The 22,672-nt window shown below is 59.8% G+C and carries 26 protein-coding genes and 3 riboswitches; of the genes, 3 read left to right on the forward strand and 23 right to left on the reverse strand.

What is annotated here, in order from left to right:
• Window position 1: 1 nt before the first annotated feature.
• Genes BLW55_RS05915 through BLW55_RS05930 form a run of 4 tightly spaced genes read right to left on the reverse strand, consistent with a single transcriptional unit; the run spans window position 2 to window position 1,431 of the window.
• Window positions 2–325, reverse strand: coding sequence for a phage head closure protein (locus BLW55_RS05915; RefSeq protein WP_244508997.1), 324 nt, complete (start codon window positions 323–325; stop codon window positions 2–4).
• Window positions 322–732, reverse strand: a complete 411-nt coding sequence (locus tag BLW55_RS05920) for a DUF3168 domain-containing protein (protein WP_090327438.1) — start codon at window positions 730–732, stop codon at window positions 322–324. Before BLW55_RS05920 ends, BLW55_RS05915 begins: the two co-directional genes overlap by 4 nt.
• Window positions 729–1,139 carry an HK97-gp10 family putative phage morphogenesis protein gene (locus BLW55_RS05925; protein WP_090327441.1) on the reverse strand — a complete coding sequence of 137 codons (411 nt, stop codon included), beginning with the start codon at window positions 1,137–1,139 and terminating at the stop codon, window positions 729–731. Before BLW55_RS05925 ends, BLW55_RS05920 begins: the two co-directional genes overlap by 4 nt.
• Window position 1,140: 1 nt before the next feature.
• On the reverse strand, window positions 1,141–1,431 hold the full coding sequence (locus BLW55_RS05930; RefSeq protein ID WP_090327443.1) for a head-tail connector protein: 291 nt from the start codon (window positions 1,429–1,431) through the stop codon (window positions 1,141–1,143).
• Window positions 1,432–1,591: 160 nt separating this feature from the next.
• Here BLW55_RS05930 and BLW55_RS05935 point away from each other — a divergent pair, with 160 nt between their 5' ends.
• On the forward strand, window positions 1,592–2,137 hold the full coding sequence (locus BLW55_RS05935) for a hypothetical protein (protein WP_090327446.1): 546 nt from the start codon (window positions 1,592–1,594) through the stop codon (window positions 2,135–2,137).
• Window positions 2,138–2,142: 5 nt separating this feature from the next.
• Here BLW55_RS05935 and BLW55_RS05940 read toward each other — a convergent pair whose 3' ends face one another.
• The 13 genes from BLW55_RS05940 to BLW55_RS06000 all read right to left on the reverse strand — a co-directional run bounded on the left by BLW55_RS05940 (window position 2,143) and on the right by BLW55_RS06000 (window position 13,555).
• Window positions 2,143–2,655 carry a hypothetical protein gene (locus BLW55_RS05940; protein ID WP_040677561.1) on the reverse strand — a complete coding sequence of 171 codons (513 nt, stop codon included), beginning with the start codon at window positions 2,653–2,655 and terminating at the stop codon, window positions 2,143–2,145.
• A 41-nt stretch (window positions 2,656–2,696) separates the two neighbouring features.
• Complete coding sequence (locus BLW55_RS05945) at window positions 2,697–3,038, reverse strand: HNH endonuclease signature motif containing protein (RefSeq protein WP_008597087.1); 342 nt, start codon at window positions 3,036–3,038, stop codon at window positions 2,697–2,699.
• Window positions 2,996–3,268 (reverse strand): helix-turn-helix domain-containing protein, encoded by a 273-nt coding sequence (locus BLW55_RS20620; protein ID WP_143038420.1) that lies wholly within the window; start codon window positions 3,266–3,268, stop codon window positions 2,996–2,998. The genes BLW55_RS05945 and BLW55_RS20620 overlap by 43 nt, the downstream gene beginning before the upstream one ends.
• Window positions 3,265–3,846, reverse strand: a complete 582-nt coding sequence (locus tag BLW55_RS05950) for a hypothetical protein (protein WP_143038421.1) — start codon at window positions 3,844–3,846, stop codon at window positions 3,265–3,267. Before BLW55_RS05950 ends, BLW55_RS20620 begins: the two co-directional genes overlap by 4 nt.
• A complete protein-coding gene (locus tag BLW55_RS05955) occupies window positions 3,843–4,322 on the reverse strand; it encodes a phage tail tube protein (protein WP_090327450.1) in 480 nt (159 codons plus the stop codon). The genes BLW55_RS05950 and BLW55_RS05955 overlap by 4 nt, the downstream gene beginning before the upstream one ends.
• 31 nt (window positions 4,323–4,353) lie before the next feature.
• Entirely contained in the window at window positions 4,354–5,538 is a 1,185-nt protein-coding gene (locus tag BLW55_RS05960) for a phage major capsid protein (protein ID WP_090327453.1), read from the reverse strand.
• Window positions 5,539–5,541: 3 nt separating this feature from the next.
• Window positions 5,542–6,186 (reverse strand): HK97 family phage prohead protease, encoded by a 645-nt coding sequence (locus BLW55_RS05965; RefSeq protein WP_177175028.1) that lies wholly within the window; start codon window positions 6,184–6,186, stop codon window positions 5,542–5,544.
• The gene (locus BLW55_RS05970; RefSeq protein WP_090327457.1) at window positions 6,128–6,454 is read right to left on the reverse strand and encodes a gene transfer agent family protein; all 327 of its coding nucleotides are present in this window, start codon (window positions 6,452–6,454) and stop codon (window positions 6,128–6,130) included. The genes BLW55_RS05965 and BLW55_RS05970 overlap by 59 nt, the downstream gene beginning before the upstream one ends.
• Window positions 6,447–7,679, reverse strand: coding sequence for a phage portal protein (locus BLW55_RS05975; protein ID WP_177175029.1), 1,233 nt, complete (start codon window positions 7,677–7,679; stop codon window positions 6,447–6,449). The genes BLW55_RS05970 and BLW55_RS05975 overlap by 8 nt, the downstream gene beginning before the upstream one ends.
• Window positions 7,680–8,078: 399 nt before the next feature.
• Entirely contained in the window at window positions 8,079–8,642 is a 564-nt protein-coding gene (locus BLW55_RS05985) for a helix-turn-helix domain-containing protein (protein ID WP_090327462.1), read from the reverse strand.
• A gap of 170 nt (window positions 8,643–8,812) precedes the next feature.
• Window positions 8,813–9,067, reverse strand: a complete 255-nt coding sequence (locus BLW55_RS05990; RefSeq protein WP_090327464.1) for a hypothetical protein — start codon at window positions 9,065–9,067, stop codon at window positions 8,813–8,815.
• Between the two features lie 392 nt (window positions 9,068–9,459).
• Complete coding sequence (locus tag BLW55_RS21055; protein WP_090327467.1) at window positions 9,460–10,092, reverse strand: amidohydrolase family protein; 633 nt, start codon at window positions 10,090–10,092, stop codon at window positions 9,460–9,462.
• A 91-nt stretch (window positions 10,093–10,183) separates the two neighbouring features.
• A complete protein-coding gene (locus tag BLW55_RS06000) occupies window positions 10,184–13,555 on the reverse strand; it encodes an autotransporter outer membrane beta-barrel domain-containing protein (RefSeq protein ID WP_090327470.1) in 3,372 nt (1,123 codons plus the stop codon).
• Between the two features lie 178 nt (window positions 13,556–13,733).
• Between BLW55_RS06000 and BLW55_RS06005 the strand changes: the two genes are divergently transcribed.
• On the forward strand, window positions 13,734–14,684 hold the full coding sequence (locus BLW55_RS06005; protein WP_090327471.1) for a helix-turn-helix domain-containing protein: 951 nt from the start codon (window positions 13,734–13,736) through the stop codon (window positions 14,682–14,684).
• Between the two features lie 49 nt (window positions 14,685–14,733).
• On the opposite strand, the gene BLW55_RS06010 is transcribed toward BLW55_RS06005, so the two are convergent.
• The 5 genes from BLW55_RS06010 to BLW55_RS20915 all read right to left on the reverse strand — a co-directional run bounded on the left by BLW55_RS06010 (window position 14,734) and on the right by BLW55_RS20915 (window position 19,002).
• Complete coding sequence (locus BLW55_RS06010; protein WP_090327474.1) at window positions 14,734–15,519, reverse strand: ABC transporter ATP-binding protein; 786 nt, start codon at window positions 15,517–15,519, stop codon at window positions 14,734–14,736.
• Window positions 15,516–16,637 carry a FecCD family ABC transporter permease gene (locus BLW55_RS06015; RefSeq protein ID WP_090327477.1) on the reverse strand — a complete coding sequence of 374 codons (1,122 nt, stop codon included), beginning with the start codon at window positions 16,635–16,637 and terminating at the stop codon, window positions 15,516–15,518. Before BLW55_RS06015 ends, BLW55_RS06010 begins: the two co-directional genes overlap by 4 nt.
• Before the next feature lie 27 nt (window positions 16,638–16,664).
• Window positions 16,665–17,699, reverse strand: coding sequence for an ABC transporter substrate-binding protein (locus BLW55_RS06020; RefSeq protein ID WP_090329902.1), 1,035 nt, complete (start codon window positions 17,697–17,699; stop codon window positions 16,665–16,667).
• A 131-nt stretch (window positions 17,700–17,830) separates the two neighbouring features.
• Window positions 17,831–18,022, reverse strand: a riboswitch (cobalamin riboswitch).
• A gap of 47 nt (window positions 18,023–18,069) precedes the next feature.
• Window positions 18,070–18,276, reverse strand: a complete 207-nt coding sequence (locus BLW55_RS20910; RefSeq protein WP_244508998.1) for a (2Fe-2S) ferredoxin domain-containing protein — start codon at window positions 18,274–18,276, stop codon at window positions 18,070–18,072.
• A 285-nt stretch (window positions 18,277–18,561) separates the two neighbouring features.
• Window positions 18,562–19,002 (reverse strand): CbiX/SirB N-terminal domain-containing protein, encoded by a 441-nt coding sequence (locus BLW55_RS20915; protein WP_425286775.1) that lies wholly within the window; start codon window positions 19,000–19,002, stop codon window positions 18,562–18,564.
• A riboswitch (cobalamin riboswitch) is annotated at window positions 18,961–19,160 on the reverse strand. It overlaps the preceding gene by 42 nt.
• 173 nt (window positions 19,161–19,333) lie before the next feature.
• A riboswitch (cobalamin riboswitch) is annotated at window positions 19,334–19,533 on the forward strand.
• A gap of 93 nt (window positions 19,534–19,626) precedes the next feature.
• Between BLW55_RS20915 and metE the strand changes: the two genes are divergently transcribed.
• Window positions 19,627–21,975: a 5-methyltetrahydropteroyltriglutamate--homocysteine S-methyltransferase gene (gene metE / locus BLW55_RS06030; RefSeq protein WP_090327479.1), complete on the forward strand. Its 2,349-nt coding sequence runs from the start codon at window positions 19,627–19,629 to the stop codon at window positions 21,973–21,975.
• A 77-nt stretch (window positions 21,976–22,052) separates the two neighbouring features.
• On the opposite strand, the gene BLW55_RS06035 is transcribed toward metE, so the two are convergent.
• The gene (locus BLW55_RS06035; RefSeq protein WP_280140489.1) at window positions 22,053–22,667 is read right to left on the reverse strand and encodes a superoxide dismutase; all 615 of its coding nucleotides are present in this window, start codon (window positions 22,665–22,667) and stop codon (window positions 22,053–22,055) included.
• Window positions 22,668–22,672: the final 5 nt, after the last annotated feature.

Genomic DNA, 22,672 nt, shown 5'->3' on the forward strand with positions numbered 1-22,672 from the left:
TCTACGCGCTCCCGGTCGCCACGCATCGAAGGTCCAAACCTTCACGGCGTCCAAGCTCCTTGATCTCCTTCAGATCATAGGCGCGCCCTTGATACCTTGCGCGGTCGGCGGGCGTGATGTCGTCCATGTGCCGGATGCGGAAGACGATGGCCGCTTCAGACGATGCGCCCCAGCCGCGCATGAACTCTTCCGTGGTGGATTGGACAAGCTGGGCGCGTACCGTGGCAAGATCGGTCCATGTCTCGATAGGCGTACCGTCTTCGTCCACGGTCGAGGTGAACCGCTGAAGAGTGATGATCTTATCAAGCTTCCCGGCCCGCATCATGTAATCTCCACAAGCCGGGCTTCCAAGGACACGATACCGTGCGAATGCGTGCCGTTGGGATCGCGCAAAAAGCGGGTGGACGCTATCCGCAAGTCGGCAACGTGGAACAGCTCCACGGCAAGCGGTCCATCGGAAAGGGCAGCGCGGATTGCGCCGGCAATCTGTTTCGCCCCGACAAGACCGGGTTCCTTCCGCCAGATATGCAGGCCGGCAAAAGTCTCATAACGTGACCGGGCGAAACCGTCATCGGGTACCGTCATGCCTTCCCCGATGATGATGGCATTATCCAGTTCAGGGCGTGAATTGCGGTCAATGATCGCTGAAGCTGGCACAAGTGACGTGACCGCCGACGAAGCCACAAGACGGGCGCGAATGGCTCTGTTGAAGTAAAAGCTGGGTTCGCTCATCTCGCCTCTTTCACAGCCTTGCGCATAGCGCGTTTGATGCGGTTGGTGATGCGCTTTCTGGTGAGCCGGTAAGCAGGCCAGAAATAGGGCTGCGCTTCAGCGTTGGCGGTGCCGTATTCAACAAGGTGCGGATAGCGGACTTCAGAATTGCCGACAGTAACCAGAACCTGATTTTCCGTTGCGGTCTGGGAACCTCCCGGCTGCGAATAGGGCGGTGTGGTGCCGCCCGGTGGCGTCACTGCAATGCTGCGCTTCAACGCACCTGTGTCTTCCGGAGCCAGCGCACGCATCCGGTGGGCAAGTTCATCACCGGATGTTTTCAAAGCTGGTTGCACTGCCTGTTTGACGGCGCGTGGGATCGCGTCGAGGCGTTTTTGCAGGCGGGTCAGACCGGGGTTCTTCGCCATGTCAGAAACTCCACGCCCGATGCTGGTTGATGATGTCCCAGATGCCGAAGGGAATTTCCTCGGCTGTGATGCCAACGAGGGTTGCTTCCCGGTTTTCATAGAGATGCCCGACAAGCAGCCGGACGGCTTCCTTCAGATCGGCCGGCACTTCGGCCATCTCGGCAAGCGGGGTTTCCAGCCAGCGGCTAATCCACGCCTCGGCAGCCTCAATCTTTCCGGAAAGCAACGCGTCGTCGGTATCCACGGTAATGTTCAGATGCGCTTTCGCATCTTCCACGCTAATGATGGTCATTGCGAAAGCTCCTTCCGGGGATGCAAATCGCGCACGCGACTCCCCCCGCCGGTCCCAGTGGGTTAGGTGAAAGTCGTCGCATACCCCGGTGTCGGAGCTTGACGTGTGTAGAGTTCGCCGTGACTTTGGCTTGACGCGTTTGGGTTTTGGAGGGGAAGGCATGCTTACTATTTCGAGCAAACAACAACTCGACAGGTACAAACGGCAGCGGGCGCTGATAACTCTGTTCTTGGATAGTGGTTACACTCAACGCAATATTGAAGTCGTGATGAATGCGAAATGGGGCTTTGACGCTCATGTGGGTCGCGCTTGGCACATGCTTATTCCCTACAAGGAGGGTGGCTATGCGATTGACGTGCCGTTGACGAAAAGAAGTTATGGCATCCACCTTTCGCGCCAAGTCATAAAAGAACAGGGCATCGGCACCGCTGAACTTCCGGTAATTTTGTTCGAGAACTACACTCAGGAGAGTGATTACTTTTACGTTTCGCTTTCCGGGATGTCCGAAGAGGAAGTCATCACGATAATGGGTGAAATCGGTGATATCGTTGTCAATGAATTCGAAAATGGACGGACCGACCCTGCGGATTTTCGTTTCGATGTGACTGAGAAAGTGAAGCGGCACGTTCGCATCCAGAGAGCGGTAAAGCTGGTGAAACGAGGTGCGTCCACGGCCATTGGTGTGGCAGTTGGTCTTTCTGGCTGAGGTGATCATGCTAGCCGCTCCAGAGATTGTAGGTTGACGGCGCGCTTGCTGAAGCCCTCAAGCATCCTGCGGATGATCTCGGCATTGCGCTGGTATCGCTTGCGTTGATGGGGGCGCATGGCGGGTTCGGTTAGGACACGCTTGAGTGGCCACCCACATTCAATTCGGTATGCAATTGCATGGCGAGGGATGCCCGTGCGGCGTGCCCAACCTGCCAAGCTGTCTTTGATGCCGCGATAGGTGACGAAGCGACAGTTCGGCTGGAAGTCCGCATACGGGTCTGTTGTTTCGTCCAGATCGAAGAACCGAACACCATCCGTGCGCTTGTGAACCTGAGAGCGCGACAATCCGGTTTCTGCCATGATTTCCCGTGCCGTGGCGAGTTTGCCACGGAACTCATACCGCTTCGGTTCCGGTCCCCTACGTGCCGGCCCTTCAATGGGAAGGCTGAACTGAATGCGACGGTGAACGGTACGCACCTTCAGGCCGGTTACTTCGGCAATCTGCTGTGCGGTCATCCATGTGTTCCGAAAGCGGTGGAGCTTCGGCGATGTCCTGTTCATCGGCGCTTCTCCATGGATTGCTTGCGGGACGAATGGCAGAACGTGCATAGGGGCTGCCAGTTCGACCGTGACCAGAAGAGCTTCCGGTTGCCCTTGTGTGGGGTGGCATGGTCCACGACACGGGACGGTGCTCCGCACATGACGCAACGGGAGTGCGTGGCAAGAAAGGCTTTGGCCTCCTTCTGCCACTTGCTGTCATATCCGCGCTGGCGTGCGCTGGGCCTGTTCTGATCGTGTCTAGCCTTTCGTTCCCGGTCGCGCTGGGCTTGGCAGCCGCAACGCATGCCAGTGGCGACTACACGGCCACACTGACAGATGCGTGGTGCCGCATATGGCATCCGCTGCCCTCCTTCTCTTCGGGAAAGACAATCGCTGTTTCCAGCTCGTATCCGAAAACGGAAAGGATGCGTTCAAGATGATCCACGGGCATTTGTGGCGCGTTTCCGGACAGGAAGTTGCGCAAGGTTGTGCGATGCACATTTGCCATTGGTGCAAGCTTCCTTTCGGACAGTCCGTGTTCGTTCATTAAGGACCGAACAAGCGCCGGCCATTCCCTTGTGACTTTCATGAATTCGCCTCCTTGCGCTTGGTGAATTTGGTGGTGCCAAAGCTGCTGAAGACCGTCCTGAATTTGTCGTCCAGACTCATTTTGCTTTCGGGGGTGTCCTGATCGTCTGCGCTGCCGAAGATGGCCTTGAGCATGTCCATGCGGCCTTCCATGGCGAGCATGATTTCAGCGGGGGTGGCATTAAGGGCAACATCGGGCTCCCAGCCCAACCAGCCAGCGGCCTTCTTGAAGAGGTCTTCCAGAAATTCCCCGAAAGAAACTGCTTTCGCGTCATCTGGGGCTTCTGTTCGTGCTTCAGGGTCCATGCCCGCCAGCGCCATGATGTAGAGCGTCAACGGCTCACGGAGCCGATCAAACCCGCTGTCGAGGATAAGCGTTTCAAGCATCGGATGATCGTAGTGATCACGGATGATGTCGATTGCAGCGGTGAGGCTGCCGTCAAACACGTCCCTTGCGAGACGGGCGAACGATCCGGGCCGGCGCTCCAAGCGGATGGCAAAGCGAAGAGAGGGGCGAAGCTGTATGGCCTCGCCCCCGATGCTGACAGTGATGGTGTCTGCCAGCCTTGCCATGGTCACGGGGTGCCTTCCGCTGCCGGCACTTCGAGGATTGCCCCGTCGATGCCCAGATTGAAGGCGGTCTTCGTCAGATCATTCGCCGTGCCGAACTGGTTGCGTGCCGACATGACGGGGGCACGGAAGTAGAAAATCGAGTTCGTGCCGGTTGGTGTCGGCTTGTCGGCAAGCTCCACCTTGAAGGCATAGGGAAGGTGATCTTCCACGGCAGCGCGGGCCTTCTCCTGTCCGGGGTCGCTGGGATCACGGGCGCAAACAAGCGCGACGGTTCCGCTGTCAATGGTGCCTTTGCGGCGGCGGGTGTGGCTGTCGGCAAGGCTGATAAAGGTGATCTCGGTGCCTTCTGCGCCCCATTCGCCAAGGTCTTCCACTTCCTTGATCTCGGTCCAGGTATCGGCTTCAAAGTCGGTAAGTTCCGAAATCGTCGCACTTGCGCTGCCAATAAAAACCTTGGCCTTGGCTGTTGCATTGATGGTCATGGTTCTCGTTCCTTGTTCGGTGGCTGGGCGGTTATGGCGTGGTCCGGTCCACCTTCAGAAGCCGAAGAGCTTCCGTCTTGGTGACGCCACCGCCAACGCGACGGCGGGCATGGAAGCGCACAAGTCCGTTCACCTGCTGGCTGTAGGGGTCACGGAGCACGGACAGGTTCACGCGGTCGAAGATGCGGAAGGCGCTCTTGAAGTCACCGAAGACGATAGGAAGGGCTTCGGCGTCCGTTGCGGGGTAATCCGGCATATCCGGAAGTTCCACGACTGGACGGCCCAGAATGGTTGGCGGATTGCCAGCTGTGAGCGCATCCTGCCAAAGATAATCGCCTGCGGAGTTCTTGAGCTTGCGAACCTCGCCAATCACCGAACGGTTCATGCCCCAGACGGCACGGGCGGCATAAGCGCCGGGAAGATCATGGAACACGTCAATCAGATCGTCGGCGCGGAGGTCGGCCCCGGTCGTGTCCAGCGTGTCGATGCCCGCTGTGTTCAGAAGGCCGTTCGGTTTGCCGGTCCCATCACCGTTGATGAATGCAGCGCCTTCAGCACGCCCGAACTCTTCCGCGAAATCGAAAGCAAGTTCGGCTTCGAGGTTGAAGGCAGCATCTTCCAAGAGGGTATTGGATACGTCCACGTAGCATTTGAGTTCGTAGACATTGACTTTCTGCTGGCCATAGGCCGGCTGGGTTCCGGTGGCCGGATCGGTTTCCCCGCCCCAGCTTGCGGTCATGGTGCCAGTGCGCTTCGGAAGTATGATTTCGCCTGCGGACGCCGGTGTGACACGGGCAACGGAGCGGACCGGAGAGAACAGCACAAGGTTGCGGTCAAGCTCCTGCACAAACTGTTCCGGGGCGAGGTAGCCGCCTGCTGTGTCTGTCGAGACTGTGAGAGCGCGGACTTCATCAGCCTGCATGCGTTCCACGCCATAGCGGGCAAAGTTGCTGAACGCCCGCCGTTCGAGGGCTGGTTCTTCTCGATTTTCCTGCTGGCCGGTGCCGGGGCGATTGAGGCGGGTTTCCAGCGCGGCGATGCGGTCATTGGCGGCGCGAAGCTCTTCTTCCTGCCGTGTGCGGAATTCAGCGGAAGCACTGCGAAGCTCTTCCACCGCCGCCGTTGCAGCGGCAAGGGGGTCATTCGTTTCGGACGGATCATTCCGAATTTCCAGCGGAAGAGCTGAACGGGTTTCAAGGGAGGTATGCGCGTTCATAGGTTAACCTTTCAGGGTTGCGGATGCGGCGCGGACGGAGGTGAGGAAGGCGGAAAAGTCAGGGCTGCCGGTGCGCACGGATGTAATCCCGCTGCCGGGTACGGCGGGAAACGCTACGATGCTGATTTCCCGAAGGCTGGCTTCCACAATCCGGCGAACGCCGTTGGCGCGGCGCTCGTCCTTTACGGTTCGGAAGCCGATGGACAGCCCCTTGATGTCACCTGCAATCAAGAGGCTGCGCACCTCCTGTGCCTTGGCAACAGCAAGATTGAGCCTGCCCTTCGCCGTCAAACCGTCGGCCCGGACCTGAAGAGAAGACCATGAGCCTATGACTGTGCCGGGATCGTGCGCCCAGAGCATCGGAACAGATCGGCCTTCTATGTTTCTGAAAGCGTCTGGCGCGAATTCGGTCCGGTAGCTGTCAACCGTGTTGAACCGAACGGCCATGCCTTCAATGTCACCGTTATCGGTCGGCACGGTGAAGCGGGTTTCCACGTCCAGCGTGTCGCCGGCACTGGCTTCGCGCGTTTCGGAAGTGAAATTGATTGCACTTTGACGTTTAGGTAAGAGTGCAATCAATTGCACAGGGTTATTCTTCATCGGTCGAGACCTTTCCGAACATGAGAACTTCGAGAATGCCCACGGCAATCGGATAGAGTTCCATCAAGGGGCGCGGTGCCGCATATGCGTCGATCAGTGCGGCGGCGGTTTCGGGGTCCTCTCCACCGCCGATGAGACCAAGCCGGATCACTCCCAGAAGCTCGGCATGACGGAAATCACCAGCGAAGAAGCGCCGGGACAAGCCACCGATGCCCGCACCGGTGATGCGTTCAAGTTCAGTGACAAGTTCCGGTGTGAGCCGGAAATTACGGTCGGTGTCTCCGAAAAACTGGCGATGCGTGGGGGCGTCACTCATTGGTGCCCCCTGTGGTGGTGTATGGGTTTTCCAGCTTGTCCCCGCCGTCCATCGCGGGGAGGTTTTCGAGGCGTCGGGCTTCATTGGAGGTCATCACGCCAGCAGCCCGGAACTTGGCAACAGCTTCGGCCCGTTCAGATGCATTGCCTTGCAAGAGCCCATCCACCACAAACTCAACAGTGATGCCGGATTGCCGATCCTCATCACTCAGAAGAACACGCCGGTAAGCTGCTTCCCATGAGCGAAACCACGGCATGAGACTGAACGTTACAAGCTGGCGGTTGGCTTCAGTCAGGTTGCTCCACGTCGCCCGACTGAAGTCGGCAAGGAAGGTCGGGGGCACGTTGAAGGCGCGGGCAATCTCAACAATCTGGAAGGCCCGCATTTCCGCAAACTGTGCATCGGTGGAAGCAAGGGTGAGTTGCCTATAGTCCGCGTCTGCGTCCAAGATGGCGGTGCCGCCGCTTCGCGTCATCGCCTGCCAGGATGCTCTCATCTTCGCCATCGCATCGGGAGCGAGCGCGCGGGCAAACTTCAGGAAGCCGGAAGGTCTGCCCTGATTGGCAAAAAGACGGGCAGCGTGTGCTTCAAGTGTGATGCAAAGACCGATGGCTTCCCGTGCGGTGCGGATCGGAGCTTCGCCGTTCACGCCATCCAGAGACGCCAAAGGGGCAACGTGGATGATGTCCCTAAAGGTGAAAAAGCGTTGTCCAGCACTCTCGTTGAGCCGGTAGCGGGGTTCTCCCGTAAGCGTGTCAGTTTCTACGCTGACAGAGTTTGCCGGTAGCCGGATCAATTCGACAACGCGGCCATCGCTGGCACGATTGGCATAGGCAAAGCCGCCGCCTGTCAGCAGCGCGTCCATGGTGATCTGGGCACGAAGAGCCCCAGCGCTGGTCCATGGGTTCGCCGTATCGTGGGCAAGGCTGTATGCGGAGTGGTTAGCGGCGACTTCCTTGCCACCATTCGGGGCATGACGAAACACTTTGACGGGAAGCGTGGAGGCTGTGCCGGCTATCAGTTCGACGGCGGCGCGGACAGCGGGAACAGAAAGTGCGCTGCGGGGATTGACGCTAACCCCAGATGCCACGGGAACAGCGCCGAACAGCTCAAGCAGCCAGTCTTCGGGGTTCGCAAGCGAGCGCTGTTCGTCCGCACTTCCACCCTGTCGGGGCGAGTGTACGGTTTCAGTTCCAGTCTGTCGGAGACTTGTGAAAGGCCACATGGTTCACCTGCAAGCTTGGTATTCGCTTGCGGGGGCCTTCCCGCTCTATTGCCGCTCAACGGTTCCACCGGGCAATGAAGCAATTTCCCGTCTATCTGCGTCGCCTCGGTACGTCAAGCACTCCGTGGGATGGTCGGTCCGGGGGCGGGAGGGGGACTATAGGGGGAGGCTCGACCAACGGGAGAGAGAGGGAGCGAAGCGACCAATCTTCTCGGAGCCGACCGAAGGGAGGTTTATCCCGGAAACAGGAAATCTCGCGCACGCGATGGATGCTGGATGGCGAAGCCGGATAGATACTTTGATTATGAACGAAGTGAATAATCATAAGTATCTGTATATGGAGCTGCTAACAGACTTGCTAACACAGTTGCCAACAGGCTAGCTCACTTCGCTCGGACCTCACCCCTTCAGGATCGCCATCAATTCGGCCATAGATTGCGGTGGGTGATCCTCCTTTTCCGATGTCAGCGCTGTCTCGGCTATCGGCTTCCCAGCGGGCTTCACCGGTTTTTCTGCCTCGCCCCCTTCTATCAGGCCAAGGTGGTATCTATCGCCAGGCCGGCCATCTGACAGTTCGAGTGCAAGGGCGGTGGGCCGAATGAATGCCAGTGTGCGCTTGCCCCCATGATGCCCTTGCTGCCGCTCCACAAGGCCATGCTCGACAAGCTTCTTGAGGTAATATCTCAGGGTGCTTTCTGGCAGTTTCGTCTTTTCGCTCCACCATGGATATGGATATGCTGCCCAGCATCCGGCTACGCCGGGGCGGCGGGCGGTCGAACCGCGCCACGTAATCATGATCTGCCCGAATAGGTCGCGAGCCTTTGGGTACTGTCGCCAGAAGCCCTTGAGGTCTTCCCGCGTCTTCAGCGGGCTGTCGTCCTGCAACGCCTTCGCTGCCTTCTGCTTGGCGAGTGCTGCCTTGATCTCGGCTTTCGCCTTCTTGCTGTTCAGGTCGTGGGTCATTCTGCGGTCCACTTCGGAATGTCTGAATTGCGGAGCCGGGGAACGATGCTAGATTGCCGATTGCAAGGTACGCCTCTCAGCGTGGACGTTTCATCGACAATTCGTTCCCCTTGCTGCCTCCTTGGCGAAATCCTCCGGTGGTGGGCACCCTTCCGGGGGATTTTTCTTTTTCAGTCGAGTATCCGGGCTGTCTCCAAGATCACGATGCGCTCAAGGAAGGCGTCCGCCATCGCGGCGGCGGCAACGTCAATGGCCGCGTCTTCCTCCCCGTGCTCAACCATAAGCTCGGCAAGGCCGGTGCAGATGGATTGCAGGACGGTCTTCACGCGGGCGTCGGATGGCCTGCCGTCGTGCTCAAAGAGCTTGTCAGCGGCCCGCCTGCCGGATTGCGCGGCGGCGATCTTCCAAGGAATGGTGACGGTCATGGTTCACGCCGCCCTCACGACATAAGCCCATGTCGGGGGTGCTACCGGGTGAAGCGGACTCCCGCTACCATCGATCTCACCCCCATTTTCTGTCGGGGGGTGCGACCGGCGAAGACGCGCCTCCGCTACCATTTAATTCAATGACTTAAGGCCATTTTTGCCTCAGTACGATGTTGCAAATTGTTGCAACTGACTTCCAAGGGTTTCTTGCCGCACTCGACAATGCCACGCGACATAGATGCAACATGGAATGACGACGAATCGTCCCCCCATTCTTGCGCAGTGCCATACACATCATCCATCCCCAAACGCAAAAAAGAGCCCCGCCAGCGCGAGACCAGCGGGTCAGTTGGGAAGGATGCGGAAAGATCAGGGCGCGAAGCCACCTTTGATCACGAATGCCACGATACCAATGATGAGGCTCCAATGATCGGCCAATTGATGTGCGACAGGGTTTTCTTGATGTCTCCAACTGAGGTCTCAAGACCGGAAAACCGGGTATCGATCCGAGCTTCCATCGCGTTCCACTTTTCATCGTACCGCGCGCTCTCGATCTCCTGCTGAGCTTTCCACGCCTCCAGCTCAGACAATCGTCGTTCCTTGTCCGCGGTTGAATGTTCGAGCGCGACAACGCGAGTTCTGATGTCGTGATCCATGTCTGGTGCCTTTTCGGTCACGCCCCGCTCCAGTTCCAGCGTGGTTGTCACACCGTCGAAGGCCTGCATCCATGCGGACGAGGTATTGAGGGCATGTGAATGAAGGTCGATAAAGCCGGGCGCGACGACCAGTCCCGTTGCATCGACTTCTTCTGCGCCGTCAAGCGGCTCTTCGGAGACGACCACCACCTTGCCGTCGACAATCCCGACATGCCGCGTTGCGTCCAGTGCCGATTCCGGGTCGATCACGCGGCCGTTGGCAATCACCAGATCATATTCCGGCACGGCTTCCGCCCCCGCAATGTTCAGAGTGATGAGGGAGCAGCTTACGGCTGCCGCAGTGAGAAGAACGCTGTGTCTGGTTTTCATGACGTTTTCCTGTCTTTTTGCCCGTCACAGGCTGCGCGTCCCGGTGCCTGGCCCGCGGATAACAGGCAGGCCGGAAACGCTGGGACGAATTTTAGAAGCTGATGGAGAGTGTCGCGTCGAGAGTGTGTCGCGCAGCGCCACGGGCAACCTGCCCTCCATAGGCTGCTCCGAGAGTGGCGGAATCGCTCAAAGCAAGCAAGAAGCCCGCCTCCAGAAGCAATGTGTCTGCCGCAATGGGCGCGCCGGCAACGCTGAAGGCATCGCCTCCCGCCAGTGCATGGCGCGCCAGGGCCACTTCGTTGTCAAATGCATGCTGCCAGCCGATCGCCCCGTGCAATGCGCCGCTCAAAACGTCGAGACTGACATCGCGTTCCATGCGCACTCCCAGCGTTGTGTATGTGACATTGCTGGTCTGCGCGAGCGCCCCCAGAGCTGCAGCGCCGCCCTCTTCCGCATAACCTTGAGACGAATGGGAGATGTGAGCAATCCCGGCAAAAGGTGTGACCGTCCCCACAGGCGTTTCCACTCGATAGCCCAGCTCTCCAAAGCCCTGCGCCGTTCCGGCGTGATACCCGGCAGACAGGGCATCGCTGAAACCCGCAAATGCGACCGAGCGGCGCACATCCACTTCATGCCGGGTATAGGCGAACCCGCCGCTCAACGTGAGCGCCTCCCACTGCCGTCCACCATAGATGCCGAGATGATAGTTATCGCTGCTGCCAGCCGAAGCTCGATCTGCCGAGCGAAAGGATGAACGGCTGTACCCCGCCATGAACCCCAGATTCCAGCCAGCGACCTCGGCATCAGCCCCCAGCAACAGCCCCCGCGTATCATGCGTGTATTGCGCCGCGTTTCCATCACTGGAAAAGTTCTGCCATGAGCCGAAACCCATGCTCCAAAACTGTGGCGCAGAAGCAGGCGCTCCAATCCCGATTGCACTCCGGACGCGCTCCGAAGCCGCGTCCCGCAAAAAGCCGCTGTCGGCAATGAAGCCGCTTCTGATCGATCCGTATATCTCTCCGGAGATCGCATCGAATGAACCTGGCGCCTGGGCGTCACTCAGTCCAAGTATGGCGTCAAAAAGCTGATTGCCGCTCCCCAGGCTTTGTGCACCAATGGCTGCTACGCGCTGATTGTGTGTTCTTGCCAGTTCGGAAAAGTCCGTCTCATTGCGTGAAAGAGTGAGCAACACTGTTTCGGGATCGTAGGCGAGTGCTGCATCGAGGAAAGCGAAATTCTCCGTCACTCCGCTGAACGCACCGCTAATACCACCCGATGCCTTCAGGATCGTGTAGGTTCTTACGGGATCATAGGTGGAGCCGTCGTCCGTCCCGTTCTCGGCGCGCACATTCACTGTTCCACCATTGAGAAATGCTCGGCCCGAGACCGCCAGCCGATCGCTGCTTCCGGCATTGTCCACTTCGACCTCAAAGACCGAGCCGTTTTCAAAAGTCGCGTTTCCGCAAACACTTTGTGTTCCGATGGAGTTACCGGGTTTCAGAACACCACCTGAAGCCACGGTCAGCGCTCCCAGGTCGCCGGATCCGCCAAGCACCCCTCCATTGAGGACTTCAACCGCGCCACCCAAAGCGCCATTGCCGCCCACTCCGACGATCAGCGCACCATCGACAACCCTGGTTGTTCCGTCAAAGCCGGAGCCATCGCCCGTGTAAACAAGCGTTCCCGCCCCCTGTTTCTCAAACCCGCCGGTTCCTGAAATGCTGCTGGCGAGAACAGAGCTGTTGCCGCTTCCGCCGGTGATCAGCGTGTTGGCCTGCAGACTGATGTGCGCACCAGCAACACCGGCAAGTGACCCTATCGTTTCATCGTCATCAAGCCGAAATACACCGCCCTGAAGCTCGACCGCGCCCGTATCGGCAAGCGCGTCACCGCCCTTGAGAACAAGCGTTCCCGCCTCAACAATCGTGCCACCGGTATGATTGTTCGCACCGTAAAGCGTCAAAGACCCGTTGCCCTGCTTGATCAGACCGCCGGAGCCGCCAAGAGCGTAGGCGCTGTGAACCGAGAAGCCCTGCGTGTCGATGTAAGCGCCGCCCCCGGAGATTGTGACGTCACCCGCCTCAAGTCCGGCAAAAAGGTTGTACTCATTAGCAGTGAGCCGCAGAACTCCGCCATCGAAAATGAGGCTTCCTTCCCCGGACGTTTCGCTGACTTGCTCAGTTTCCAGAACGCCTCTCGACCCCGCCGTGCCAGAGAGCCTCAGCGTACCTGACGCACTGCTGAACATGCCCAGTTCGACCCGGCCGGCAGAGACGATCGCACCGTCTAAAATATGAAGTTCCCCCTCACCTGCCCGGCCAACGACGAGTTCTCCGACAACTCCCCAATGCGTCCCGGTGCCTGAGACCAAAGCCGTCCCACGACCGGTTGCGTTTGTGCCGAGAAACGCAGAGCCGGACTGTACGACACCCCCATCCTCTATGGTCAGCGCGCCTTTTCCAGTTCGACCGACCTCCAGCCCGTCATCCAGACGCCATTTCGAGCCGGCTCCGGAAACCAGCACCTCACCAACAGCGTTCTGGGCATACCCGATGTGCGCATCGCGGCTTTCGACGAGCCCACCATCTTCAATCGTGAGACCACCTTTTCCGAAACGGCCAATGTCTAACGTTCCGGCGCTAAGCCATGATGATCCGGCGCCAGTCACGAGAGCCTTTCCGATCGACCCGCTACCCATCCCGATCTGGCTGTTGTAGCCGCTGACTGCGCCTCCATTCTTGATAATCAGAGACGCGTCGTCCCCGCCGGACGCAGCCACCACAACGTGCCCGGCCGTATGGGTAATGCTTCCGCCATCGACCGCAAGCACACCTTCGTAAACGGTCGTTCCGGATTGATAGCGATTGTGTCCGGTGAGCGTCAGCGTGCCCGAGCCACGCTTCAGCAGACCGCCAACGCCTTCGAGACCAACAGACGTCGCAACCGAATGTTCCTGCGTGTTGATATAGGCATTCGCATAGCCGATTGTGATGTCACCATCGTCAAAGCCCGCAAAGAGGTCCGCCTCATCGCGCGTCAGGCGAAGAATGCCGCCGTCAAAACTGATCGTTCCGCCGCCCGCACCAACACTGACCTGACCGGTTTCAAGCACGCCGCGATCAGCTACCGATCCATGAAGCCAGAGCTGCCCCTCGCCCGAAGCCCTGGCGCCAAGCTGCACGTCGGTCGCAGACGCAAGGCCTCCGTTTTGCAGGATCAGCATTCCCGCACTCTGATCACCAAGGATAAGGCTACCAGGAAGCAGCCACGGGCTCGGTTTGGTTCCCGCGCCATCGCCATCCACGGTCTCCATGGAGCCATCGATGATTTCCTGCGCTTGACCGTGTCCCACCACCGCAACGACACTGAAGGCGACCAGCGCCGTGCTTGCCCACAGCCGCCTCTTTCTGATCACCTCCGCGCCGCTGGAAACACGACCGCTCGATAGCGTTTTTAATTTCATGGGACGCCCTGACTTTCCGGTATTCGCAAATTACAAATTCGACCGGAAGCTACTGGCAGGCGTTTTATTTAGCTACATGAATTGATTATCACTTTCATGATGACTTATCATTTTCATTTCTGGTTTCAGACATTCAACCAGCGCGCAGTTTTCCACGTTTTCAGGGGCAGAACGATCAATGCAGCAAAATGGAGATGCACCGGAATGGCGCATGGTCGGAGGCAATGCGATTGCCATTCCCGGTGCACATGGAAGGGTGGAGCGCCTGACATTCGACAATGGTGTCGCCATCTATCGGTCGGAGATCGAAGCCGAAGCGGACTGCCGTTTTACCGTGACAAACCGGTTGCCCCAGCCGTGGATCGGCTTCTCTGTCCAACTCGCCGGCGGCGCAGATTTCAGCACCCCCATCGGGACCACGGGCCCCATGGCCGAGAACACGCTGAGCCTCATGAGGGTTGGGCCCTCCGGCTTCATCCTGGATGTTCGCGCTGGAACGTTGATACGGCATACCGGCGTGGCCATCTCGCTACGCCTTCTCAAACGCCAGCTAAACGGAAATCAGCCGATGAGGCTTGCCCCCTTCATGGCGCGTGGCAAATCACTGGAGCGCCTTGAGAGCATTCCGCTTCCAGCCGGCGTCAAGACGCTGGCCACAAGCCTCTTCGGCCCCAGCATAGATGGCCCGTTGCGGGCCATGACCATTGAAGGCCTGGGAAAGCAGCTTTTCAGCCAGGCCATGACCGCCTTCTGCGAATATGATCCTGACGGCGAAATGTTCACCGAATGGGAGCTGATGCGCTTCGATGAACTTGTCGCCCATGTGAAAGACAATCTGAACGACGGTGCGGCTGCACGGAACTTTGCAACGCGCGCAGGTCTCAAGATCGCGCGGGTGGAGCAGATGTTCAAAGTGTTGCGCGGCGTGAGCCTTGCCGCCTTTCTGCGCACCGAAAGACTGCGCACGGCCCGCCGCCTGCTGCTCGATGAAAAGTGCCAGGTCAGCGAAGTGTCCTACCGGTTGGGATACCGGCATGTCGCCAATTTCTCACGCGCCTACCGGGCTCAATTCGGAGAAGCACCGGCAACGACGCTGCACAGACCGAGACGAAAAACACCGCGCGGATAGTCTGGGAAAACCGTCCGTTTCAAGCGGAGTTGGTATGGCGACAGGAAGCTCAGGCCCCGCCTTGCCGCTCCATCTCGAACGGAGCAATCACCGGCGCCCCGTTCAGTTCGCCAAACTCTGCGTCCACGCCGTAGGTCGCGCGGATGGTTTCCTGAGTCAACGCGTGCTGCCAGGGCCCCTCGGCAATAAGCTGCCCCCTGTGCAGCAGGGCGATCCGGTTGGAGAAGCGCGCCGCCAGCGCCAGATCGTGTATGGCGACCAGAATGCCGACACCCCGCTCGCGCACCTGATCGGCCAGAAACCGCAGGCTGAAAAGCTGGTTGCCAATATCAAGGGCGCTCGTCGGCTCATCGAGCACGATAAGCGGCGTCTGTTGCGAAAGGGCGCGCGCAAGCATGACGCGCTGGCGTTCTCCGCCGCTGAGCGCATCAAGGGAGCGGAACGCAAGGCTGGAAAGATTGAGCTTTTCCAGAACTTCCTCCACCAGCGCAATGTCGCACGCGCCCGGGCTCATACCCATATAGGGCGTTCGCCCCAGAAGACAGGCATCGAAAACGCTGACCGGAAAACCGTCCGGCGTGCGCTGGGGAACATAAGCCACGAGCCGCGCCCGCTCCCTTGCCGAAATGCCAGCGATGTCGCGCCCGTCGAGCAGGACCCGGCCGCTTTCGAGACGCGTCTGACCGAGCATCGCGCGGACCAGCGTGGATTTGCCGGCGCCATTTGGCCCTACCAGACCGACGATTTCGCCAGGTCCCACCCGTAACGATATGCCGTCGAGAACGGCGTTGTCGTTCAGCACCCGCCGCAGATTGTGCGCTTCAAGAAGGGTCATGCGAAAGCCTCCCGCCGCCGCGACACGATCAGGTGCAGAAAGACCGGAACACCAACGAAGGCAACGACAATGCCCACCGGAAGGACCGTCGGGCTGAAAGCCAGCCGCCCGATCGTGTCGGCGGCCAGAAGAAGCGCTGCGCCGCAGATTGCTGCGAAGGGCAGCAGAAGCCGGTGATCACCGCCGATCATCATGCGTGCCAGATGCGGCCCGATCAGTCCAACGAACCCGATGACGCCCACAAAGCTGATGACCGAGGCTGCGGAGACGACGGAAAAGAGAATGGCGAAGGTGCGCAGACGGCGCACATCGACGCCCAGCGAACGCGCGACATCATCGCCGGCGACGGTGAGTGCGTTGAGCTGCCAGGCCCTTGCCTGGATCGGAATGAGCACCGCGAAGAGAACAGCGGCGCACAGATAGACCGCATCCCACTGCACCCCGTTGAGGCTGCCAAACGTCCAGTGCACGACACGGGCCAGCTGCTCTTCGGTGGCGACAAACTGGACCGCAGCGGTCAATGCGCTGAACAGATACATCAGCGCAATGCCGGTGAGGATCATCGCCTGTGCCCCCATACCCCGCCACCAGCTCAACGAAAAAACGGCGAACGCGCACAGAAGCGCACAGACAAAGGCCGACAGGGGGACGAAATAGACGCCTGCCGCCTGAAGACCGATACCGAACATGATGGCGACGGAAGCCCCAAAACCGGCAGCCGAGGAAACGCCGATCGTATAGGGGCTGACGAGCGGATTGCGGGTAATGGCCTGCATGAGAACGCCGGACACGGACAGGGCAGCGCCGGCCACCAGCGCCATCACCACACGCGGCAGGCGCAGGTAAAGCAGAACCCGCGCCGCCTGTTCGTCCGATGATCCTGGCAAATAGCCGAGGCTTGCCCGCTCCATGAGAACGAGCGCAAGCGTTACGACACTTGTATCGTTGATGCCACGTACGGAAACCGATGCGGCGGCAATCATCAAAAGCGCGAATGACAGGGCGATCAGCAGAATGCGTCGCCGTCCGCCCTCCCGATACCGGGCGGCAAGGCCCCTGCCTTTTTCGACCGAGGCGGCACCTGTACCCCCGGCTTCGGTTTCAAGCGTATCGGTCATCGGCCCCGCCCCGTCATGTCAGCTTGCTCAGAAGTCGCCTTGATAGGTCATGCCCGGCTGATAGGGCAGTCCCTGGAAGTCCTCGACCCAGCGACGCATGGCCTCTTCCGGATCGACATCCTTGAACAGCTCTGGATGCGCCCATTTGGCGATCTGCAGCGCGCCGGTGATCTTCGAGGAGCCGCCGGCGAGGTAGTAGTTGATGACGTAGACGTTCTTCGCCTCTGCCGCCGGCGTGGCGCGGATGTCCTCACGCGCCATCAGCCCGTCCCATGTCGTCTTGTACTGCTCTTGGGGGATGGTCGTGTAAGCGCCCGGTTCCAGCTTCACGATCAGCGACGGCACGCGCGCGACCAGTTCCTCCGGATCGATGGTGAAGGCGTTGGGATTGCCACGCGCGGCCGGCTCGTCCTCAATGACGATTTCGCCAAAAACGTTCCTGCCGCCACCGGCTTCGATCATGTCGTGCCAGCCAGAGCCCGGCGTGACCGTCACCAGCGGGCGCTTCTCCTCCAGATAAACCGGCACCGGCTCGACGCCCTCAAGCCGCTCGGCCAGAAGCGCTTTGTAATCCTCATAATAGGCAGCGAGATCGGCCGCCCGCTCTTCGCGACCGAAGAGTTTGCCCATCAGCTTGACGTTCTCGACATGCTTGAGCGTATCCCAGGAGGTTACGACCAGAACCGGAATTCCGAACGGCTCAAGCTGGCGCGCCGCCTCCTCGTAAACGCCGTTGCGCGGCAGAATGACGAGATCCGGCCTCTTGGCGATGATGGCCTCGTAATTGGGCTCGCTCTGCCCCTGGCCCACCACGTCGTCGGGGCCGAATTCCGGCCAGTAGGCAGGATCGCGATAGGTGCTGGCGCCGGTGCCAACCACCTGCTCGATGGCGCCGATGGCGCGCGCGAATTCAACCGAATAGCGGTTGAAGATCACAGCGCGCTTGACGGGCAGGTCGACATCGACCTGACGCCCGACATCATCGGTAATGGTTTCTGCGAAAGCGGATTGGGAGAGTGACAGCGCGACAATGGCAGCGCCGAGAACGGACTTGAACAACATGATCACCTCGATCGACACGGGGCGCCGGGAGGTGCGTGAAAGAGCGCCCGCATCGACCGAATGCGCCGCAAGGCGTCCTTGCACCCCGCGAGACCGGTCTACGCTACCCTCTTGCCGGACACCTCGCCGACAATTGCGTTTGCGCCAAGGCCGGTCTCCTGGCTCGCGGCTCAAGCGTTCGAATATCCCTTCCCGGCCGACTGACCAGTGGATCGATACCGAACTCGCCGCCTACAGTTGCGAGGGCAGCCGCAGACTGGGACGAACCCGTCCTGCGTTCCCGTTTCATCCGACGTTGCGGAACCGTGGCGCGCAATCGTTAACCTGATCGGACCTGCAAGGCCAACCGTTTTCCTCCCCGCCGCTACCATTACCTGTTTAAAGTCCCGCGAAGCCGCTGTTTGCGACCGGTCGGCTCATAGGCGAAATCGGCGACAACGCGTCCCCCAAGCAGGTGCTCTTCAATGATGCGGTCTATCGCATCCTCATTCACGCCATCGTAATAGGCGCCTTCGGGAAATACCTGAAGAACCGGCGCGAGATTGCAGGGGCCGAGACAGGTTGCTTTCGCGGTCATGGTGCCATCCCCCGTGTTGCGCAGGTTCAGTTCCTTCTGCCGGTTGCGCAAATGACACTACAGAACGTCCGCCCCGGCAGCGTTGCACGCCCCGCCCTCACACACCAGAACCCGTCTTTTCTGCGCCGGCACCAGAGAGCCTTCCCGTACCGGAGTTTCAGCGGGAGGAACGGCCGGCTCCTGAGCAATGTCGCCGATGAGACCGCCAAGAAGCCGTTCAAAATGTGCACTGCGAGCAATGTCGGATGCTATGCGGATGGGTGGCCAGCCGCCGGATGTTTCGGCTTACCAGCGCCGGAGCGATTTCGACAGCCAGTTCCGGAAGCTCGGCTCCATCGGAAGCAGGAGCGGGACAACCACGATCTCAGAATAATGTTCTGCCCGCAGTTCCAGAAGTGCGGACCGCAAGGACGGCGTCCCCTGTTCGGAGAAACAGTACTGAACCGCCGTCACACCTTCAAAACCTGCGGCCATTTCAGCGAGGCGCGCCATCTCGCCATGAGGTGCAGCAGCAAAAGCCGACTTTGCAAGAAGCAGGATCGCGCGGCTTCCCTGCCCTTCATTCAATAATGCATTCGTATCCACTGCCATTCCTCGAGCTGATGCGATCGGGAACGGCAGGGAGATCGCGCGTCGGAACCGGATATTCCGAAGCACGCGCTCCTGTGGCATATCCCGACCACGGAACTTCACACGATCAGGCAGGTCTCCTGGCTTGCGGCTCATCACAGCTTCACCCGTCTTCCCGGCATAACGCCAGTGACATGATCGGCAAAGCGGCTCGTCGCTCACAGTTGCGGGTCAGCTCCGGATTTGAACCGGATTCCCTCTTAGCCGCCGACCGAGACAGGTCTGCCGACGGAACCTTGACCGCTTCGAAAAGTATACGCAGACCCGCGCCTGTCAACCTTCTGCCGGCCGACCCGCGCGCGCACATGGACCAACTCCGGAACAGGATTTCCCGACAGCTAAAATAGAGAGGCACATCACCCCTCAGACAAGAGGTAAAGATATAAACATTTCTTTATATCATTCTTGACTTTCCGCCGCATTGCGAGGAATCTGGGCGCGTCGTGGTTCTCGAACCTGCCTTCAGGCGGATTCGGGCTAAGAGGGAAGCCGGTTCAAATCCGGCGCTGCCCCCGCAACTGTCAGCGGCGAGCCGAAATCCATTCAAGTCACTGGACAGACGTCCGGGAAGACGGATCAAGGCCGAGACCCGTGAGCCAGGAGACCTGCCATGACGAAACAACGTCAACGGGCGGGGTGTCCGGTGTTCGTCATGCGGCGGCCGTTCAGGCCGCGGTCTGCGTACGCCTCCCCCCTGCCCCAAACAGCATCGGGTGTGCCATGTCTGAACGTTCAATTCCTGTCTCCACGCTCGGCGTGCCGCGTATCGGCCGCCGCCGAGAACTGAAACTCGCCCTTGAAAGCCATTGGTCCGGCAAAAGCAGCGCAGAAACCCTTCTCCAGACTGCAAGGGAACTCAGGGCCGAGAACTGGAAGGAGCAGCGCGATCGTGGCGTTGCAATCATCCCTTCCAATGATTTCTCACTCTACGATCAGGTGCTGGACACCAGTGTGATGGTCGGCGCGGTTCCGGCAGACTATGGCTGGCAGGGTGGCCCGGTGCCGCTTGAAGTCTATTTCGCAATGGCGCGCGGCAGCCAGGGCTCCAGGGATGCGGGATGCGAGCACCCCGGGCACCCCGGCCACTCCGGCGGCCACAAAGCGCAGGAAATGACCAAATGGTTCGACACCAATTACCACTACATGGTGCCGGCATTCTCCGACGACCAGGTCTTCGCCCTCTCCTCCACCAAGCCGCTGGATGAGTTTCTCGAAGCAAAAGCGCTCGGCATCCATACCCGGCCCGTACTCCTTGGTCCGATCACCTTCCTCAAACTCGGCAAGTCCAGCGATGCAGGCTACGATCCGCTTGCGCTTCTGCCGCGCCTGCTGCCTGTTTATGAAGAACTGCTTCGCAAGCTGAAGGAGGCCGGAGCGGACTGGGTACAGATTGATGAGCCGGCCCTCGTCACCGACCTCATTCCCAACGAACAGGATGCCTATCGGCTTGCCTACCGGAAGCTTGCAGCCGCTGCCCCAGATCTCCGGATCATGCTTGCAACCTATTTCGGCGGGCTCGGCGGCAATCTGGAAACCGCGCTTTCCCTGCCTGTGGCCGGCCTTCACCTGGACCTCGTTCGCGCGCCGGAGCAACTCGACGCGGTGCTCGCCGCTGCGCGGCCGGATCTGGTTCTGTCGCTTGGCGTGATCAACGGCCGCAACATCTGGCGCGCTGATCTGGCTTCCCTCGCAGACAGGCTCGGGCCCGTCGTCAAGGCGCGCGGCGCAGCGATGGTCCAGCTCGCTCCGTCCTGCTCGCTGCTCCATATCCCCATCGATCTGGAACTGGAAACCACGCTCGACGCCGACCTGCGCTCCTGGCTTGCATTCGCCCTGCAGAAAATGGACGAACTTCATGTGCTCTCCGATGTTCTGTCCGGGAACGGAGCAGACGTTGCCGGTGCCCTGAAAGCAGCAGCCGATGCCGTCGCCGCGCGGCACGCCTCCCCCAAGGTCAGCGACCCTCTGGTTCAGGGCCGCATGGCGCGGATCAACGACGAGATGAAGACGCGCGGCGCCACGTTTGTCGAGCGCCAGAAGCTACAGGCTACCCGGCTCGGCCTGCCCGCCTTTCCGACCACCACGATCGGCTCCTTCCCGCAGACGCCAGAGGTTCGCAAGGCAAGAGCCGCACATGCACGCGGCGAGCTTAGCTTTGTCGACTACGACACGTTCCTGAAGAAGGAAACCGAAGCGACGATCCGCTGGCAGGAGGACGTCGGCCTCGATGTGCTGGTCCATGGCGAGTTCGAGCGCAACGACATGGTTCAGTATTTCGGCGAGCAGCTTTCCGGCTTCGCCTTCACCCAGCACGCCTGGGTGCAAAGCTATGGATCGCGCTATGTCAGACCGCCGGTTATCTACGGCGACGTATCCAGGCCCACTCCGATGACCGTTTCGTGGTGGCAGTATGCCCAGTCGCTGACGGACAGGCCGGTCAAGGGCATGCTGACTGGCCCTGTGACCATTCTCAACTGGTCTTTCGTGCGCGACGACATTCCGCGTAGCGAGACCTGCCGGCAGATCGCGCTTGCCATTCGCGACGAGGTCCGTGACCTTGAGGCAGCGGGTGCGCGCATTATCCAGATCGACGAAGCGGCCCTGCGCGAAGGCCTGCCGCTACGCCATGCGGACTGGAAGCACTATCTCGACTGGGCAGTGGAGAGCTTCCGCATTTCGGCCAGCGGGGTTTCGGATGAAACCCAGATTCACACCCATATGTGCTATTCGGAGTTCAACGACATAATCGACGCCATCGCCGCCATGGACGCGGATGTGATCTCCATCGAGACATCGCGCTCGAGGATGGAATTGCTCGATGCCTTCAAAACCTTCAAATATCCCAATGAGATCGGACCAGGCGTCTACGACATCCACTCGCCGCGCGTCCCCGAAATTGGTGAGATGACGGCGTTGCTTTCGCTGGCGCGCCAGCGCCTTGCCGGGGAGCAGATCTGGGTCAATCCGGACTGCGGCCTGAAGACCCGCAAATGGGACGAAGTGCGTCCCGCCCTGGTCAACATGGTTGCCGCCGCCCGCACGATGCGCACCGAAAACGCAAGCGCCTGACACCTGTAAACGCCGCCGGCTCTCAAGGCCGGCGGCGCACCGGACTTAGGGGAAGGCCATATCAACAGGTCCTGACCCTAAGCCCCGATGGCACTCTCATAGCGCTCGGCCACTATCTCCCAGTTGACGAGACCTTCCAGAAAAGCATCGACATATCTGGGACGCAGATTGCGGTAATCGATGTAGTAGGAGTGTTCCCAGACATCGCAGGTCAACAATGCCGACTTGCCTTCTGTCAGCGGCGTGTCGGCATTGCCCGTCTTGGCAATGGCGAGCTTCTCGCCATCAAAAACGAGCCATGCCCATCCGCTTCCGAACTGCGCAATGCAGGCCGCCTTGAACTCTTCCTTGAAACGGTCAACCGACCCGAAATCGGCAATCAGGTGCTTTTCGAGATTCCCCGGAACCGCGCCGCCGCCACCGGCCTTCATGCCAAGCCAGAAATGGCTGTGGTTCCAGTGCTGGCCAGCCTGATTGAACAGGCCGCTTTCGGCCGGCTTGTTGGCGCTCGTCAAAATGACCTCTTCAAGGCTCATGTGCCGATAGGTGCTGTCTGCCGTTAACGCGTTGAGCTTGTCGACATAGGCCTTGTGGTGCCTGCCGTGATGGAATTCGAGGGTCTCTGCGGACATGTAAGGCGCAAGCGCGTCCATTGCGTATGGAAGTTCTGGAAGCTGAAACAAAAGTTCGATCCCTT

Origin of the sequence: Nitratireductor aquibiodomus (assembly GCF_900105565.1) — a bacterium.
In the GTDB taxonomy this organism is placed as follows: domain Bacteria; phylum Pseudomonadota; class Alphaproteobacteria; order Rhizobiales; family Rhizobiaceae; genus Nitratireductor; species Nitratireductor aquibiodomus.